At 74.4% G+C, this 17825-nt stretch carries 12 protein-coding genes and 1 pseudogene; 6 read left to right on the forward strand and 7 right to left on the reverse strand.

Going from position 1 to position 17825, the window contains the following annotated elements:
• Positions 1–68: 68 nt before the first annotated feature.
• Positions 69–635, reverse strand: a complete 567-nt coding sequence (locus RVR_RS23230) for a Uma2 family endonuclease (protein WP_202235745.1) — start codon at positions 633–635, stop codon at positions 69–71.
• A 160-nt stretch (positions 636–795) separates the two neighbouring features.
• Here RVR_RS23230 and RVR_RS23235 point away from each other — a divergent pair, with 160 nt between their 5' ends.
• Positions 796–2829: a thioredoxin domain-containing protein gene (locus tag RVR_RS23235; RefSeq protein WP_202235747.1), complete on the forward strand. Its 2034-nt coding sequence runs from the start codon at positions 796–798 to the stop codon at positions 2827–2829.
• 81 nt (positions 2830–2910) lie between these two features.
• On the opposite strand, the gene RVR_RS23240 is transcribed toward RVR_RS23235, so the two are convergent.
• From RVR_RS23240 to trhA, 3 genes are all read right to left on the reverse strand, one after another.
• Complete coding sequence (locus RVR_RS23240) at positions 2911–3540, reverse strand: TetR/AcrR family transcriptional regulator (protein WP_346731471.1); 630 nt, start codon at positions 3538–3540, stop codon at positions 2911–2913.
• 5 nt (positions 3541–3545) lie between these two features.
• Positions 3546–5171, reverse strand: a complete 1626-nt coding sequence (locus tag RVR_RS23245) for an MFS transporter (RefSeq protein ID WP_202235751.1) — start codon at positions 5169–5171, stop codon at positions 3546–3548.
• Positions 5172–5379: 208 nt separating this feature from the next.
• On the reverse strand, positions 5380–6078 hold the full coding sequence (gene trhA, locus RVR_RS23250) for a PAQR family membrane homeostasis protein TrhA (protein WP_202235753.1): 699 nt from the start codon (positions 6076–6078) through the stop codon (positions 5380–5382).
• 238 nt (positions 6079–6316) lie between these two features.
• Between trhA and RVR_RS23255 the strand changes: the two genes are divergently transcribed.
• Positions 6317–8209, forward strand: a complete 1893-nt coding sequence (locus RVR_RS23255) for a phosphoenolpyruvate carboxykinase (GTP) (RefSeq protein ID WP_202235754.1) — start codon at positions 6317–6319, stop codon at positions 8207–8209.
• Positions 8210–8303: 94 nt separating this feature from the next.
• Here RVR_RS23255 and RVR_RS23260 read toward each other — a convergent pair whose 3' ends face one another.
• Positions 8304–9515: a pyridoxal phosphate-dependent aminotransferase gene (locus RVR_RS23260; protein WP_202235755.1), complete on the reverse strand. Its 1212-nt coding sequence runs from the start codon at positions 9513–9515 to the stop codon at positions 8304–8306.
• Between the two features lie 153 nt (positions 9516–9668).
• Between RVR_RS23260 and RVR_RS23265 the strand changes: the two genes are divergently transcribed.
• Positions 9669–12017, forward strand: a complete 2349-nt coding sequence (locus RVR_RS23265) for a P-loop NTPase fold protein (protein ID WP_202235756.1) — start codon at positions 9669–9671, stop codon at positions 12015–12017.
• Between the two features lie 76 nt (positions 12018–12093).
• Here RVR_RS23265 and RVR_RS23270 read toward each other — a convergent pair whose 3' ends face one another.
• Both RVR_RS23270 and RVR_RS23275 read right to left on the reverse strand, forming a co-directional pair.
• Complete coding sequence (locus RVR_RS23270; protein WP_237404910.1) at positions 12094–13695, reverse strand: N-acyl-D-amino-acid deacylase family protein; 1602 nt, start codon at positions 13693–13695, stop codon at positions 12094–12096.
• A 48-nt stretch (positions 13696–13743) separates the two neighbouring features.
• Positions 13744–15027: an alanine racemase gene (locus RVR_RS23275; protein ID WP_202235757.1), complete on the reverse strand. Its 1284-nt coding sequence runs from the start codon at positions 15025–15027 to the stop codon at positions 13744–13746.
• Positions 15028–15197: 170 nt separating this feature from the next.
• On the opposite strand from RVR_RS23275, the gene RVR_RS23280 reads away from it, so the two are divergent.
• The 3 genes and pseudogenes from RVR_RS23280 to RVR_RS23290 all read left to right on the forward strand — a co-directional run bounded on the left by RVR_RS23280 (position 15198) and on the right by RVR_RS23290 (position 17811).
• Entirely contained in the window at positions 15198–16379 is a 1182-nt protein-coding gene (locus RVR_RS23280; protein ID WP_272933100.1) for a sugar kinase, read from the forward strand.
• Positions 16376–17131: pseudogene (locus RVR_RS23285) on the forward strand (IclR family transcriptional regulator); the annotation flags it as partial. The gene RVR_RS23280 and the pseudogene RVR_RS23285, both read left to right, overlap by 4 nt.
• A 221-nt stretch (positions 17132–17352) precedes the next feature.
• On the forward strand, positions 17353–17811 hold the full coding sequence (locus tag RVR_RS23290) for a RidA family protein (RefSeq protein ID WP_202235758.1): 459 nt from the start codon (positions 17353–17355) through the stop codon (positions 17809–17811).
• Positions 17812–17825: the final 14 nt, after the last annotated feature.

Below are 17825 nucleotides of genomic sequence, written 5' to 3' on the forward strand. Positions count from 1 at the left end.
GCGGTTCGTGCAGCACCCTGATGCGGTCGCTGACGGTCAAGCCGCGATAGCGGGGCGGTTTCGGTTCCCTACAGGGCCCCAAGATCGACGGAGACGGAGAAGGGCGCGGTGGCCTTCACCGTGCCGGTGAACATCTCGCCGTCCCGGTATGCCTTGGTGGCGGGGTCGAGGACGTAGGTGTAGGTGATGGGGACGTCGGTCGCGGCTTGCTCGACCCGCCAGTAGAAGGGGATGCCGGCCTTGGCGTACTGGTCCACCTTCACGACGCGGTCCGTGGTCTCCGAACCGGGCGCAACGACCTCGACGACCAGGAGCACGTGCTCGGGCCGGGTGGGTGCGAGGTCGATGGTCTCCGCCCGGTAGACGACGACGTCCGGACGGCGGTTGGTGAGGGGGAGGTCCCGGAGGCGGACGTCGAAGTCCGTGTCGGCGTTCCAGTCGGTGCCCGCGGCGGCGTCCAGGGCGTTGGCCAGGACGCGGGCCAGCCGGCTGTGCCGCTTGGAGGCGCTGGGAGACGCCACGACCTTCCCGTCCACGATCTCGATCCCGGCGCACCGCTCCTCGGACCAGGAGTCGTACTGCTCCGCGCTGATCCGCGCGTGCATCCGCACGGGTGCCACCGTCTCCGCGGCCATGGCGTACCTCCTTCGAGGAGCTTCCGTCGTCACGGCGCGGGTGCGCCTCAGCCTATTGTTCCCGTGGGCGGGGGGCCGCCCGGTCCTTGCGGATCGGGCGGGGGAGATCGGCTCCGTGAGGTCTCCTGGCCGGGGCCGCCGCTGTGAGAGGCTGACCCGTATGAACCGGCTGGCAGGCACGACGTCGCCCTATCTGCTGCAGCACGCGGACAACCCGGTGGACTGGTGGCCGTGGGGGGAGGACGCCTTCGCCGCCGCGCGCAAGCGGGGGGTGCCGGTGCTGCTGAGCGTGGGCTACAGCAGTTGCCACTGGTGCCACGTGATGGCGCACGAGTCGTTCGAGGACGAGGCGGTCGCCGCCTACCTCAACGAGCACTTCGTCGCCGTCAAGGTGGACCGCGAGGAGCGCCCGGACGTCGACGCGGTCTACATGGAGGCCGTGCAGGCCGCCACCGGGCAGGGCGGCTGGCCGATGACCGTCTTCCTCACCCCCGACGGCGAGCCGTTCTACTTCGGCACCTACTTCCCGCCCACCCCGCGCGGCGGCATGCCCGGGTTCCGGGAGGTGCTGGAGGGCGTGGTCACCGCCTGGCGCGACCGCCGCGAGGAGGTCGGCGAGGTGGCCGGCCGGATCGTCCGCGAACTGGCCGAGCGGGCCGGGGCGTACGGCGACGCGACCGGCGGCGTCGGCGAGAGCGAACTCGCCGGCGCCCTGCTCGGCCTGACCCGGGCGTACGACGAGACGCACGGCGGCTTCGGCGGCGCACCGAAGTTCCCGCCGTCGATGGCGCTGGAGTTCCTGCTGCGGCACCACGCCCGCACCGGTGCCGAGAGCGCCCTCCGGATGGTCCGCGACACCTGCGAGGCGATGGCGCGCGGCGGGATCTACGACCAGCTCGCCGGCGGCTTCGCCCGGTACAGCGTGGACCGCGAGTGGGGGGTGCCGCACTTCGAGAAGATGCTCTACGACAACGCGCTGCTCACCCGCGTCTACGCGCACCTGTGGCGGGCCACCGGCTCCGACTTCGCGCGCCGGGTCGCGCTGGAGACCGCGGACTTCATGGTCGCCGAACTCGGCACCGCCGAGGGCGGGTTCGCCTCCGCGCTGGACGCCGACAGCGACGACGGCAGCGGCCGCGGTGTCGAAGGCGCCTACTACGTCTGGACACCCGCCCAGCTCGCGGACGTACTCGGCCCCGCCGACGGGGAGTTCGCGGCCGGCTACTTCGGCGTGACCGAGGAGGGCAGCTTCGAGGCGGGCACCTCGGTGCTGCGCCTGCCGCAGGGCAACGGTGTGGTGGACGCCGACCGGGTGGCCTCCGTACGCGACCGGCTGCTCACCGCCCGGGCGCGGCGGCCGCGGCCCGGCCGCGACGACAAGGTGGTCGCCGCCTGGAACGGGCTGGCCATCGCCGCGCTCGCCGAGACCGGTGCCTACTTCGACCGCCCCGACCTGGTGCAGGCCGCGGTCGACGCCGCCGACCTGCTGGTACGCGTCCACCTCGACCCGCACGGGCGGCTGCTGCGCACCTCCCGTGACGGCGCCCCCGGCGCCAACGCGGGCGTGCTGGAGGACTACGGCGACGTCGCCGAGGGCTTCCTCGCGCTCGCCTCCGCCACCGGGGAGGGCGTCTGGCTCGACTTCGCGGGGCTGCTGCTGGACACCGTCCTCGCCCGCTTCACCGCGCCCGACGGCACGCTCTACGACACCGCCGACGACGCCGAGGCGCTGATCCGCCGCCCGCAGGACCCGACGGACAACGCGGTGCCCTCCGGGTGGAACGCGGCGGCCGGGGCCCTGCTGTCCTACGCCGCGCACACCGGGTCCGAGCGGCACCGCACCACCGCCGAGCGCGCGCTCGGCGTGGTCGGCGCGCTGGCCGCCCGCGCGCCCCGCTTCGTGGGGTGGGGGCTCGCCGTGGCCGAGGCGGTGCTCGACGGGCCGCGCGAGGTGGCCGTCGTCGGCGCGGTCGGCGACCCGCTCACCGACGAGCTGCACCGCACCGCGCTGCTCGGCGCGGCGCCCGGCGCCGTGGTGGCGATCGGCGAGGAGGGGTCGGACGAGTTCCCGCTGCTGCGGGGGCGCCCGACCCGGGCGGGGCGGGCCGCGGCGTACGTCTGCCGCAGGTTCGTCTGCGACGCCCCCACCTCCGACCCCCGCGCCCTGCGCTCCCAACTGCGGGTGGACGGCTGACCGCCGCCCCGCCCCACGCCCGAGGCACGACGGAACCCGCCGGTCGGCGCCGTACCGCACGGGCTGCCGCGCCGGGACCGGTCAGCCGCGCGGGAACTCCAGGCCGGCGCGCAGCAGCCCCATGGTGCGGTCGATCAGCGCCGTCAGCTCCTCGTCCCGGCCGTGCTCGATCCAGTACATCGTGGTCTCGTGCAGCGCCCCGAACACGGCCGTGGTGAAGACCCGGACCTCCAGGGCGTCCGCCGGGCGGCCGGTGCGCTCCGCGATGATCCCGCCGAGCAGCCGCCCGGTGGTCGACATCGACTCGTGGGCGCGGGCGCGGATCGCCGGCACGTCGCGGACCAGTTCCTCGCGCCGGATCAGCTCCTCGCGCGCCTGCGGGTCGTGGAGCATCTGCCGCAGCACCTCGTGCATGACGTGCCGCACCGAGACCAGGGGCGGTTCGTCGACCGGCCGGGCCCGCAGGACGTCCGCCATGTCGTCGTCGTACTCGTCCGTGAGGACGATGTCCTCCTTGGTGGGGAAGTAGCGGAAGACGGTGCTCGGCGACACGTCCGCCTCGGCCGCGATCCGGTCGACCGGCGTCGCGTCGTACCCCTGCTCGGCGAAGAGCCGGTAGGCGGCGGTGCGGATGGCCTGGCGGGTGCGGACCTTCTTGCGCTCCCGCAGGCCGGGCGCGGGCGGTTCGGCGGGGGACGTACGAGGGCACATGCCGCTCATTGTCGGGCATCGGCGGCCCGCGCGGCCACGGGGGCGGCCGGCTCCGGCCGCGTCCCGTGCCCGTCGCCGCCGCCCTTCGCGCCGGTCTCCGCCCCGTCCGGCCGGCCGGGCAGGAGGAGTGCGACGAGTGCGGCGGCGGCCAGCGCGGCACCGCCGCAGACCACGAGCGCGACGTCCATGCCGTGCACGTACGCGGCGTTCGCGGCGGAGGCGAGCGCGCGGTCGCCGAGCGAGGCGGCCACGCCGTGCGCGCCGACCACGGAGTCCCGGGCGGTGCGGGCCGCCGAGCCGGTCAGCCCGGTGGTGCCGAGCCGGTCGCGGTAGCCCGCCGCCAGCACGCTGCCGAGGATCGCCACGCCGACGGCCGAGCCGGTCTGCCGCAGCGTCTGGAGCAGCCCGGAGCCGCTGCCGGCCCGGTCCCGGGGCAGCGCGCCGAGCGCGCCGTCCATCGAGGGCACGATCGCCAGGCCGAAGCCGAGCCCGGCCACCGGCTGCCAGGTCGCGGACAGGCCGAAGCCGTCGCCGCTGCCGGTGGTGGCGCCGAGGAAGGCCGCCGCGGCGAGCAGCAGCAGCCCGGTGCTGATCACCGGACGGGGACCGAACCGCCGCACCAGGGCGCCGCTGAGCCGGGCGGCGACCATGAGGCCGCCCATCATCGGCAGCAGCCGCAGTCCGGTGCCGAACGCGTCGTGGCCGAGCACGGTCTGGAGGTAGGACGGCAGCACGAACAGCAGCCCGGTGAGGATGAAGCTGACCAGGGTCGCGGCGACCGCGTTCCACAGGAAGCCGCGCTGGCGCAGCAGCGACAGGTCCAGCATCGGCCGCGCCACGCCGCGCTCGCGCAGCACCAGCGTGGTCAGCAGCAGCACCGACGCGGCCAGCGCGCCCAGCACCAGCGGGTCGGCCCAGCCGCGGTCGGGCGCCTCGATGATGCCGTAGACCAGGGCGCCCAGGCCCGCGGCCGCGCACACGGTGCCGATCGGGTCCACCCGCGGCGCGGCAGGGTCGCGGGTCTCCGGGAGCAGCAGCAGGCAGGCCACGATGCTGATCGCGACCAGCGGGATGTTGATCAGGAAGACCGAGCCCCACCAGAAGCGCGCCAGCAGCGCGCCGCCGATGATCGGGCCGAGCGGCATGCCCAGCGCCATCGCGGTGCTGGTGATGGCCACCGCCTTGGGCCGGTCGGCCGGGCCGAAGAGCGACGGGATCACCGACAGCGCCAGCGGCATCACGAACGCCCCGCCCACGCCCATCACGGTGCGGGCCGCGATCACCGTCCCGGGGCTGTGCGCGAGGGTGCCGACCAGGGAGCCGGCGAGGAAGACCACCAGGCCGGCCACCAGCATCCGGCGCCGGCCGAACCGGTCGCCGAGCAGGCCCGCGGGCAGCATCGCGGCCGCGAACACGACGGTGTACGAGTCCACGATCCACTGCATGTCGCCGGTGCCGGCGTGGATCTGCCCGGCCATGCTCGGCAGCGCCACGTTCAGGATCGTCATGTCGAAGCTGAGGACGAGGGTGCTGGCGACCAGGGCGCCCAGCGCCAGCCAGCGCCTCGGGTCGGTGCCCGGCGCGGCGGCGCCCGGCGGTGCGGTGGCGGGTGTTGCGGAGGGTGCGGACACGACGACTCCAGCGAGTAGATGTCAAATGACAGTGACTTCCAAAAAAGAGTAACCCTCATTCCGGGCATGCGAAAGCCCCGCACCCCCGGTGCCGGGGATGCGGGGCGGTGGGACGGGGCCGAGGGGACGGAGCCGAGGGGGACGGTCGCGGGGGTGGAGCCGCGGGGCCGCCGGCGGGGCCCGCCGGTGGGGTCGGCGGGTCGGCGGGTCAGTTGTGGCTGTAGGCGACCAGCGAGATCCCGACGTAGTGGACGATGAACGCCACCAGGGTGAAGGAGTGGAAGACCTCGTGGAACCCGAACCAGCGGGGCGAGGGGTTGGGGCGCTTGAAGCCGTAGACCGCCGCTCCGGTGCTGTAGAGGATGCCGCCGACGATCACGCAGACCATCACCGCGACGCCGCCGGTGCGCAGGAAGTCGGGCAGGAAGAACACCGCGACCCAGCCGAGCGCGATGTAGCAGGGCGTGTAGAGCCAGCGCGGGGCGCCGACCCAGAACACCCGGAAGGCGATGCCGGCGAGCGCGCCGGCCCACACCAGCCAGAGCAGCAGTTCGGAGGTGGCTCCGGGCAGCAGCAGGATCGTCAGCGGCGTGTAGGTGCCCGCGATGATCAGGAAGATGTTCGCATGGTCAAGTCGTCGCAAAATTCCGGCGCCCCGCGGACCCCAGTTGCCGCGGTGGTAGAGCGCGCTGACGCCGAAGAGCGCGCAGGCGGTCAGGGTGAAGATGGCGCAGGCGATCCGGCCCCGGGTGCTCTGGGCGAAGGCCGTCAGCACCACCCCGGAAATCAGGACAGCGGGGAACATTCCCGCATGGAGCCACCCTCTGAGCTTGGGTTTCGTGAGTGTGGGCGGCTCGACCGGAACAACGGCGGAGCGGGCGTCGTCGGTCTCGTCGGCAGCGGTCATGTCGCGGATCCTACCGACGAGATCGTAAGTTACTCGTAAGTAACATTACCGCCCTCCGAGTGGTGATGGTCACGGTGGGTGCTCTGGACAGAAGCATTTGGCGGGGACCACACTCATATGAGTGCGGTCGGCACCGGATGAGCACTCCACGAACGCGTCCGGGCCGCAGCCCCCAAGGGGCCGAGACAACACCCTCACACCACGCCGGTCTGTGCGGATCCGGCGGGACGGAGCGATCGTGGCGCGCGGTAATGCGGCTCCCACCAACCATCAGGAACTGATCGACTGGGTCGGCGAGATCGCCGAACTCACCCAGCCCGACGAGGTCGTGTGGTGCGACGGCTCGGAGGAGGAGTACCACCGCCTCGCCGAGGAACTCGTCGCCAAGGGCACCTTCGTCCGGCTCGACCCCACCCTGCGCCCCAACTCGTACTACGCGGCCTCGGACCCGACGGACGTGGCGCGGGTGGAGGACCGGACGTTCATCTGCTCGCGGCGCGAGGCCGACGCGGGCCCCACCAACCACTGGAAGGCCCCCGCCGAGATGCGGGAGATCTTCACCGGCCGGACGGACGGCGGCGCAGGCGCGGACGGCGCCGCGGAGAGCGGCCGAGAGAGCGGTGCGGACGGTGGCGCGGACAGCGGCGCTGGCGGGCTGTTCCGCGGTGCCATGCGCGGCCGGACCATGTACGTGGTGCCGTTCTGCATGGGCCCGCTCGGCTCGGAGCTGTCCGCGATGGGCGTGGAGCTCACCGACTCCGCCTACGTCGCGGTGTCGATGCGCACCATGACCCGGATGGGCCGCCCGGTGCTCGACGCGCTCGGCACCGACGGCGCCTTCGTCAAGGCCGTGCACTCCGTCGGCGCCCCGCTCACCGCCGACCGGGCCGACGTGCCGTGGCCCTGCAACGCGACGAAGTACATCTCGCACTTCCCCGAGGACCGCGAGATCTGGTCCTACGGCTCCGGCTACGGCGGCAACGCGCTGCTCGGCAAGAAGTGCTACGCGCTGCGGATCGCCTCGGTGATGGCCCGCGACGAGGGCTGGCTCGCCGAGCACATGCTGATCCTGAAACTCACCCCGCCGCAGGGCGAGCCCAGGTACGTCGCGGCGGCCTTCCCCTCGGCCTGCGGCAAGACCAACCTCGCCATGCTGGAGCCCACCGTCTCCGGCTGGAGCGTGGAGACCATCGGCGACGACATCGCCTGGATGCGGTTCGGCGCGGACGGCCGGCTGTACGCGATCAACCCCGAGGCCGGCTTCTTCGGCGTGGCCCCCGGCACCGGCGAGCACACCAACGCCAACGCCATGAAGACCATGTACGGCAACTCGATCTTCACCAACGTCGCCCTCACCGACGACGGCGACGTGTGGTGGGAGGGCATGACCGAGCAGCCGCCGGCGCACCTGACCGACTGGAAGGGCCAGGACTGGACACCGGAGAGCGGCACCCCGGCCGCCCACCCCAACGCCCGCTTCACGGTGCCGGCCGCCCAGTGCCCGATCATCGCGCCCGAGTGGGAGGACCCGCGCGGCGTGCCGATCTCCGCGATCCTCTTCGGCGGCCGCCGCGCCTCCGCGGTGCCGCTGGTCACCGAGTCCTTCGACTGGCAGCACGGCGTCTTCCTCGGCGCCAACGTGGCCAGCGAGAAGACCGCGGCCGCCGAGGGCCGGGTCGGCGAGCTGCGCCGGGACCCGTTCGCGATGCTGCCGTTCTGCGGCTACAACATGGGCGACTACTTCGGCCACTGGCTGAAGCTCGGCAAGGACCACGACCCGAGGGAACTGCCGAGGATCTACTACGTCAACTGGTTCCGCAAGGACGCCGCGGGGCGCTTCGTGTGGCCCGGGTTCGGCGAGAACAGCCGGGTGCTGAAGTGGATCGTGCAGCGCCTGGACGGCACGGCCGACGGGGTGCGCACCCCCATCGGCGTCCTGCCGGCCGAGGGCGCCCTCGACACGGACGGACTGGGCCTGTCCGCGGCCGACCTGGAACTGCTGCTGAGCGTGGACCGCGAGGTCTGGCGCGAGGAGGCGGCGCTCATCCCGGCCCACCTGGAGACCTTCGGGGCCCACACCCCGACCGAGCTGTGGGAGGAGTACAAGGCCCTGGTCTCGCGGCTGGGCTGACCCGGGGTGGCCCGGTCGACCTGGGCTGACCCGGGGCGGCCCAGGTCGACCGGGCTCGGGCGCGGGGAGTGGTCCCCGCGCCCGACCGGACCCCCTACGGCTGGCTGTACCCGTCGAGGAAGCGGCCGATCCGGCCGACCGCCTCGCGCAGGTCCTCCGCGCGCGGCAGCGTCACGATCCGGAAGTGGTCCGGCTCCATCCAGTTGAACCCGGTGCCGTGCACGATCATGATCTTCTCCGCGCGCAGCAGGTCCAGGACCATCTGCCGGTCGTCCTTGATCCTGTACACCTGCGGGTCGAGCCGCGGGAAGGCGTACAGCGCCCCCTTCGGCTTGACGCAGGTGACACCCGGGATGTCCAGCAGCGCCTCGTACGTCGCGTCGCGCTGGGCCCTCAGCCGGCCACCGGGCAGCACCAGCGAGTTGATCGACTGGTGGCCGCCCAGCGCGGTGGCGATGGCGTGCTGCGCCGGCATGTTCGCGCACAGCCGCATGTTCGCCAGGATGGTCAGGCCCTCGATGTAGCTGCCGGCGTGCTTCTTCGGGCCGCACACCGCCATCCACCCGCTGCGGAAGCCGGCCACCCGGTACGCCTTCGACAGGCCGTTGAAGGTGAGGGTGAGCAGGTCGGGGGCGATCGCCGCGGTGGGGGTGTGGGTGGCGTCGTCGTAGAGGATCTTGTCGTAGATCTCGTCGGAGCAGACCACCAGGCGGTGCCGGCGGGCGATGTCGGTGATGCCGCGCAGCAGCTCGTCGTCGTACACCGCGCCGGTGGGGTTGTTCGGGTTGATCACCACGATCGCCTTGGTGCGGTCGGTGACCTTGCGCTCGATGTCGGCGAGGTCCGGCATCCAGTCGGACTGCTCGTCGCAGCGGTAGTGCACCGCGGTGCCGCCGGCCAGCGAGACCGAGGCGGTCCACAGCGGGTAGTCCGGCGCGGGGACCAGCACCTCGTCGCCGTTGTCGAGCATCGCCTGCATCGACATCTGGATCAGTTCGGAGACGCCGTTGCCGAGGTAGATGTCCTCGACGTCCAGCGGGATGCCCTTGGTCTGGTAGTGCTGCATCACCGCGCGGCGCGCCGACAGCAGCCCCTTCGCGTCCCCGTAGCCGTGCGCGTCACCGAGGGTGCGCAGCATGTCCTCGAGGATCTCCGGCGGGCAGTCGAAACCGAAGGGAGCCGGGTTGCCGGTGTTCAGCTTCAGGATGCGGTGGCCGGCCGCCTCCAGCCGCATCGCCTCCTCGAGAACCGGACCCCGGATCTCATAACAGACGTTCGAGAGCTTCGTGGACTGGATCACCTGCATGCCGGTCACCTTACGGCGGCCCCGCCGCGGTCGCGCGGTGTTTTCCACCACGTGGACGCCGGCCCGGTTGCGGCGGATCGGCCCCCTTCCGGCGGATCGGCCCGGATCCGGCGGATCGGCCCGCGCCGGCGGCCGGGCTGGAACACTCGGAGGATGGCGCAGCACACGTCGTACGGCCCGCCGCCCGCCGCGCCCGTCGCCCCGCGGATGGGGGAGGGCGCCCGCGGCGGGTTGACGCTGCTCAACGACGAACCGGTCTCCGTCTCCGGCGACGACGAGCTGGGCGCGCTGTGGGTGGCGAAGCAGTTGTCCGCGCTGCTGCTGGCCGAGCGGCTCGCCACCCCCTTCACGCTCGCGGTGGACGGCGGCTGGGGGATGGGAAAGAGCAGCCTGATGCGGCTGCTCGACGCCGAGCTGGGACGGTCCCCCCGGGTCCACACCGTCTGGTACAACGCCTGGAGCTCGACCGGGGCCGACGCGCTCGAAGGGCTGATCAAGTCGGTGCTCGCGCAGCTCGACCCGAACATCCTGCGCCGCACGCTGCGCCGGCTGCGCGGCGGCAGCGGGCCGGCGCGGCTGCTGCGCGCGCTCGCGCTGCTCGCCGCGGCGCCGCTGGGGGTGGCGGGGACGGTGGACGGGCTGTGGCGCGCGCTGTCCGCGGACGCCACCGCGCGCAACCACATGCGGGACGCGCTGAGCGCCATGATGGCCGACTGGACGGCAGTGCCGCACCGGGGAGCCCCCGGCCGGCTGCTGGTGATCTTCATCGACGACCTCGACCGCTGCTCCCAGGAGACGGTGCTCGCGCTGTGCGAGGCGCTCAAGGTCTACCTGGACGTGCCCGGGCTGGTCTTCGTGGTCGGCTGCGACCACGACGCCATGGGCAAGCAGGGCATGCTGCGCAACCTCACGCCGGCCGGCGCGGCCTTCATGGAGAAGATCTTCCAGACCACCTACCGCATACCGGCCCTCGGCAACCACGACATCCAGCACTACGTGCGGCGGTGCGCGGGGAAGGCCGGGATCGCCGACCTGCTCGACCAGGACCGGCTGGTGGCGCTCATCGGCTACCGGACCGACCGCAACCCGCGCCGGATCAAGCGGCTGGTCAACGGCCTGCTGCTGGAGGCGAACCTCAACCCGATCTGGTCCGGGCTGAGCACCGAGGCGGTCATCCGCACGCTGCTGGTCCAGCAGCTCTACGGACCCTTCTACCGCCTGATGACGGCCCAGAACGAGCCCGGCTCGCAGCCTGAGGTGGTGGAGACCTTCTTCTCCTACTGCGAGGTCCGCATGCTGCTGCGGTCCGGCGCGGGCTGGTCGTCGGGCGACCAGCGCAGGCTCAGCGCCTTCCTGGTCCGGTACTCGATGGCACTGCCCGCCGAGAGCGACCAGAACGACCGCGACGCCGCCCTGCACACCCTGCAGAACGAACTGCCCGAGAGCTTCCCGGAACTGGCCGCCGACCAGGGGTTCGTGTCGCTGCTGCGCGGGCTGCGGATGCTCCAGGAGGCCGAGTTGGTCTTCCAGCGGCTGCGGGAGGGCGTGGACCGCCCGCCGGTGCCGCCGCTGCCGGGCCCCTGGGGCGTGTCGCCGTCGCCCTACGGGCAGCAGGAGCCGTACGGATGGCCCGGGCCGTACGACCGGCCCGAGTGGTACCGGCCGCCGGAGGGCCGGTTCGGTGCGCCGGGGATGACGCCGGCCCCGGGCAGCGGTGGTCCGGTGACGCTGCCCCCGCCCGCCGGCGATCCGGGGCCGGCCGCGGACCGGGGCGTCGAGCGGTCCGGGGCGCCGGCCGCCGACACCGGGGAGCGGTCCGGCGACGGGCCGAGGGGCCATGCCCCGGCCCGCTCCGGCGCCGAGCAGCTCGCGGACCCGGGGGCGTCGACCGCGCAGCCGGGCGGGCCGGCGGGCGCCCCCTACGCGGTGCCGCGCACCGGGGCCGGCGGCGCACCGCAGCAGTCCGGGGCCCGCCCGGCCGGGCCGGCCGACCCGGTCAGCCCGGTCCTCGACCCGCAGGGCACCGAGACCTACCCCGCGGACTACGCGCTGCCGGCCGGCTACGGGCGGCGCGTGCCCGCGCCGTCGCGGCCGCAGGCGGACGGGCCGGGCGGGCCGCCGCCGCTCGTGGTGGTCGTCGGCTTCACCGGACGGGCCGCCGGCTCGGTCGGGTACGCCCTGCAACGAGGCGGCCTGCGGAGGGAGTTCGCCTTCAACGGCGTGCTGTGGACCGACTGGCTCGCCCGCCGGCCGCCGGCGGTGCTGTGCCACGTGGCCGCGTTCGGCGAGCGCGGCCACGGCTTCGACCTGATCCGGGCGGCCCGGGAGGACCGGGACTACCAGGGCGTGGTCGTCTTCTACACCCCGACGCTGACCCCGAACGAGCGGACGGCCGCCGACGGGCTCGACGCCCACATCACCGACGACCCCGACGAGGCGGCGCAGTTGCTGCGGGACGCGCTGCACCGGCCGCCGAACACGCCCTCCACCGGCTCGGGTTGAGCGGCCGGCCGGCCGGAACCGGTCGGGGCGGCGGACGGGGCGGACCGTGCGGCCGGAGCGGACCGTGCGGCCGGGGTCACGCTCCGCGGCCGGCGCGGGCCGGTGAGCGGCGGACCGAGCGCCCGGCGAGCACCCCGGTGCGCCGCCCGTCGGCCATCACGAAGCGCCCGTCCACCAGCACGTGCGGGATGCCCGTCGGCGCGGTGCGCGGATGGTCGAAGGTGGCGCCGGCCGCGACCGTCTCCGGGTCGAAGAGCACCAGGTCGGCGCGGTAGCCGGCGCGGACCAGGCCGCGGTCGGGCAGCCGCAGCCGGGCCGCGGGCCGCCCGCTGAGGTGCGCCACGCACTCCTCCAGCGTGAGCACGCCGAGCTCCCGGACGTAGCGGCCGAGGTACTCGGGGAAGGTGCCGTAGGCGCGCGGGTGCGGCTTCGCGCCGCGCAGGATGCCGTCGGAGCCCGCGGTGTGCGCGCGGTGGCGCATGATCGTGCGGACGTTGGCCTCGTCGCCGACGTGCTGGAGGATCGTGGTGCCCAGGCGGTCGGCGAGCAGGAGCCGGCGTGCGGTGGGCCAGCCGTCCACCCGGGTGCCGACGCGGGAGGACAGGGCGGGGGAGGCGACGCCCGAGATCTCGATGGTGGACCAGTCGACGGGCACCCCGTGGCAGCCGTCGGAGCCCTCCACCTCCAGGGCGCGGCGGACCGCCTCGGCCGCGCTGTCGTCCCGCAGCCGCGCGAGGGTCGCCTCGGGTCCCCCCTCCGCGGCCCAGCTCGGCAGCAGGGCGACCAGGGTGGTGCAGCCGGGGGTGTACGGGTACGTGTCGAGGGTGACGTCCACGCCCGCGTCCAAGGCGCGGTCGAGCAGCGCGAGCAACTCGGGCGCGCGGCCGGTGTTCTCGTCGAAGTTCATGGTGGCGTGGGCCAGGTGCAGGGCGCACCCCGACTCGCGGGCGAGCGCGATCATCTCCGCGTACGCCTCCAGCGCGCCCGCGCCGTAGGACCGGTGGTGCGGGCAGTAGTAGCCGTCGTGGGCGGCCACCACCCGGCACAGCTCGGCCAGTTCGGCGTCGGAGGCGTACATGCCGGGGGTGTAGGTGAGCCCCGACGACATGCCGACGGCTCCCTCGGCCAGGCCGCGCGCGACCTCCTCCTTCATCCGGTCCAGCTCGCGCGGGGTGGCCGGCCGGTCCGTCCAGCCCATCACCAGCGCCCGGACGGTGCCCTGCGGCACCAGGTAGGCGGCGTTCACCGCGATGCCCCGGTCCAGCCGGTCCAGGTAGCCGCCGACCCCGCGCCAGGTGAACTCCGCGTCGGCGCCCGGCCCGTTCCACCCGGCGATCTGGGTCCGCAGCTCCTTGAGGGTGAGGTCGTCGACCGGCGCGTACGACAGGCCGTCCTGGCCCAGCACCTCCAGGGTGACGCCCTGGGCCGCCTTCGCCTCGTGGGCGGGGTCCTCCAGCAGGGCGAGGTCGCTGTGGGCGTGCATGTCGATGAACCCCGGGGCCAGGACCAGGCCGTCGGCGTCCACCACCCGCCGCGCGCCCGGCCGCGGCCCGCCGTCCCGCTCCCGCCGGATCTCGGTGATCCGCCCGCCGTCGACGCCGACGTCCGCCCGGTACGCCCGGCCGCCGGACCCGTCCACCACCCGCGCCCCGCGCACCACCAGTTCCAAGACGGCCATCTCCCCTTCGAGGATCGTGCGTTGCGGACGGACCGGCGGCGGGCGCGGTCAGAAGAAGGTGCGGACGTAGGAGGTGACCGTGCCGTCCGCCCGCGCGACCGGGATGAGCGCCCACTTGTCGAACGTGGTGCACGGGTGGGACACGCCGAGCGCGACCCAGTCGCCGACCTCCAGGCCGTCCGCCGGCGGCACCTTCAACCAGGCGTGCTGGTCGGAGAGCCTGACCACCTCCAGACCCTCCGGCGCGGCGCGCGTCGAGCCGTCGCGGGCGGAGCGGACCGCGCGCGGGGCCGGCAGCCCCAGGTCGTAGGGGGCGTCCCGCTTGCCCGCGTTGAGGAACGCCTGGTCCGGCGCGGGGCGGGAGACCACCTGGGTCCACAGCCGGAAGGCGGGGAGCAGGTCGCCGTCGTCCGGCACCCGGTTGAAGGGGGTGATCCGCCGGTAGTGGTCGTCGTCGTGGGTGACGTATGCGCCCGAGCGCAGCAGCTTCAGCACCGGCCGGGACAGCTCCGGTACCTCCGCCAGGACGTCGGCGACCGCGTCGAACCACGCGGAGCCGCCCGCGCTCACCACGATCGCGGCGGCGTCCGCGAACCGCCCGGCCCGGTCGAGCGTCCCGGCCAGCGCCACCAGCCGCCGCAGGTACGCCCGTACGCGCTCCGGGTCGGCGTCGGGCACCTCGCCCTCGTAGCCGGCCACGCCCACCAGCCGCAGGGTGCCGGTGGCCGACACCGCGGCGGCGACCGCCTCGGCCTCGCGTCCGGTGCGCACCCCGGTCCGCGCGCCCTGCCCGGCGCCCAGCTCCACCACCACGTCCAGCCGCCGCCGTACGCCGGCCGCGCGCAGGGCCGCGTCCATCAGCTCGACCGCGCGCAACGAGTCGACGTAGCAGACGAGTTCGAACGCGGGGTCGGCGTCCAGCTCGGCTCCGGCCCAGCGCAGGGCGGCCGGGTCGACAAGCTGGTTGGCGAGGAAGATCCGTGGCACCCCGAACGCCCGTGCCACCCGCACCTGGTGCGGCACCGCCAGGGTGATCCCCCAGGCCCCCCGGGCGAGTTGGCGGGCGAACAGCTGCGGGGCCATCGACGTCTTGCCGTGCGGTGCGAACGCCAGGCCGTACCGCTCGGCGTACTCCTCCAGCGCCGCCAGGTTGTGCTCCAGGGCCTCCTGCGACAGCACGAGCAGCGGGGTGCCGAAGCCGCCGTCGAACAGGTCGCGGCGCTGCGCGGCCAGCTCGCCCACGGTCAGCCCCTCGGCGTCCGGCGGCAGCCCCTTGAACCGGTGGTCGACCCGTTCGCCGTCCAGCGCCGCGATCCGCTCGTCGATGTCCATCCACCCTCCCGGGAAGCGGCCCCGGGGTGCCGGTGCCACGTCGTAGGATCGTTGCGCCCTGTGCAACGACCGTTGCGTGTCCTGTTCCCCGCTGTCTAACATCCTGGTCGGCGCGGGGTCAACGGCGCCAGGGCGGGCCGCGCCCGTGCCGAAGGGGAACGGAGACCCGCGTGATCGCAACGCCGAGCGCCGAACGCGTCGAGGTCGTCTGCCTGGGCGAGTCCATGGTCACCTTCGTCCCCTCCCGGCCGGGGCCGCTCGCCGACGTCCCCTCCTTCCACCGTGCCATCGGCGGCGCGGAGTCCAACGTGGCGTGCACGCTCGCCCGCGCCGGCCACCGCACGCGCTGGGTGAGCCGGGTCGGCGCCGACGGCTTCGGCGACCACCTGGTGGACACGATCGCCGCCGCCGGCGTGGACGTCGGCGCGGTGCAGCGCGACCCGCACCGGCCCACCGGCGTCTACTTCCGCACCGCGCAGGAGCGTTCCACCACCCTGTCCGGCGGGTCCGGGCGCGCCGAGGTGGTCTACTACCGCAAGGGCTCGGCGGCCTCCGCCCTGTCGCCCGACCTGGTCCGCCGCCAAGACGTGTGGAGCGGCGACGTCCTGCACCTGACCGGCATCACCGGCGCGCTCTCGGCGACCTGCCACGCCCTGATGACCCGCCTCACCCACCGCGAACCCGGCCGCCCCCTGGTCTCCTTCGACGTCAACCACCGCCCCGCGCTGTGGCGGGACGCCGACCCGCTGGACCTGGTCGCGCTCGCCCGCGGCTGCGACCTGGTCTTCGTCGGGGAGGACGAGGCGCAGGCGGCCTTCGGCCTGCCCGACGCGGACGCGGTGCGCGCCGCGCTGCCGGAGCCGGCGGTGCTGGTGGTCAAACAGGGCGCGGACGGCGCCACGGTGTTCGCCTCCGAGGGGGCGCTCCTGCCCGGCGGGCCGGGCGCCTCGGGCGCGCCCGGCGCTCCGGAGGGGGCGGCCGCTTCTCAGGGGGTGGACGGGCCGGTGGGGCCGGACCGGGCGGTGGGGTCGGACCGACCGGGTGCCGTGGGCGGCGGGGATGTCCGGCTGCACGTCCCCGCGCCGGTCGTGGACGTGGTCGCGCACGTCGGCGCGGGCGACGCCTTCGCCGCCGGCTTCCTGTCCGCGACGCTGCGCGGGCTGCCGCTGCGGGACCGGATGCGCCACGGCCACCTGCTGGCCGCCGCCGCCCTGACCGTGCCCGACGACCTGGCGGTGCCGCCCGGACGGGAGCGCTGCGACGCGCTGGCGGCCCTGGACGACGCCGCGTGGGGCGCCCTGCGGTTGGGCCCGGGGTGGGCCCGGGACGCGACCGGCGGGGGGACGCCGTGAGCCAGACCGTGGACCGGGCGCTGAGCATCCTGCCGCTCCTCGCGGAGGGGCCGGCCGGCCTGGAGCAGGTCGCCGCGCGGCTCGACGTGCACAAGTCGACCGCGCTGCGGCTGCTGCGCACCCTGCACGAGCACGGCCTCGTCTACCGCCAGCGCGACCAGCGCTACCGGCTCGGCGCCCGCCTCTTCGCCCTGGCCCAGCAGGCCGTCGAGGCGCTGGACATCCGCGAGATCGCCCACCCGCACCTGGCCGCGCTCAACGAGCGCACCGGCCACACCGTGCACCTGGCGGTGTACGAGCAGGGCGAGGTGGTCTACATCGACAAGGTGGACAGCCGCTACCCGGTGCGGATGCACTCCCGGATCGGCCGCCCGGTCGCCATCACGGTGGCCGCCGTCGCCAAGCTGCTCCTCGCCGACCTGCCGGAGCCCGAGCGGCGCACGGTCGCCGAGCGGCTGGACTACCCGCGCTACACCGCCCGTTCGACGCCGGACGCGGCCGCGTTCCTCGCCGAGCTGGAGCGGGTGCGCGCGCAGGGCTGGGCGAGCGACCTCGGCGGCCACGAGGAGTCCATCAACTGCGTCGGCGCGCCGATCCACGGACCGGACGGCCGGGTCTGGGCCGCGATGTCCCTCTCCGCCCCCAACGTGGTGGTCGGCGCCGACGCGCTGCTGCGGCTGCGCCCGCTGATCCTGCGGACCGCGCACGCGGTGGGGGAGGAACTGTCCGGCCGGCCGGGCGGCCCACCCGCCACCGGTGCGGACGGCGACCCCTTCGACGGCGAAGGGACGGACGGCGGTGCGGCCCGCACCGAAGCGCCCCCGGCCGGACCGGCCTGCGCTGGACCGGCCTCCGCCGGATCGCCCGCCGCTGGACCGGCCCCGGCTGAACCGGCGCCGGCCGGACCGGCCCACGAGGAACCCAGCGGCGCCGAACCCGGCGGCGACGTGACGAACGACGAGGACACCGACGCATGAGCGACCAGCCCGAGACCGGCGCCACCGAGACCGGCGCCGACCGGCACCCGCGCCTGACCAAGACCGCGATCACCCCGCCGACGCACACCGCCCCGCCGGCGAGGTTCTCGCACGGCGTCCGCAAGGGCGGCATCCTCCAGGTCGCCGGGCAGGTCGGCTTCCTGCCCGCCGTCGAGGGCCAGGCCCCCACCCCGGCCGGCCCGACGCTGCGTGAGCAGACCCTCCAGACGCTCGAGAACGTGCGCTCCGTGCTCACCGCCGGCGGGGCGAGCTGGGAGGACGTGGTCATGGTCCGCGTCTACCTCACCGACACCGCGCACTTCGCCGAGCTGAACGACCTCTACAACGCCTACTTCGCCGACCTCGAACAGCCCCCCGCGGCCCGCACGACGGTCTACGTCGGGCTGCCGGCCGGCCTGCTCGTCGAGATCGACGCGCTGGCCGTGCTCGGCTGAACGCCCCCCGCACG

The organism is Streptomyces sp. SN-593 (assembly GCF_016756395.1).
Taxonomy (GTDB): Bacteria; Actinomycetota; Actinomycetes; order Streptomycetales; family Streptomycetaceae; genus Actinacidiphila; species Actinacidiphila reveromycinica.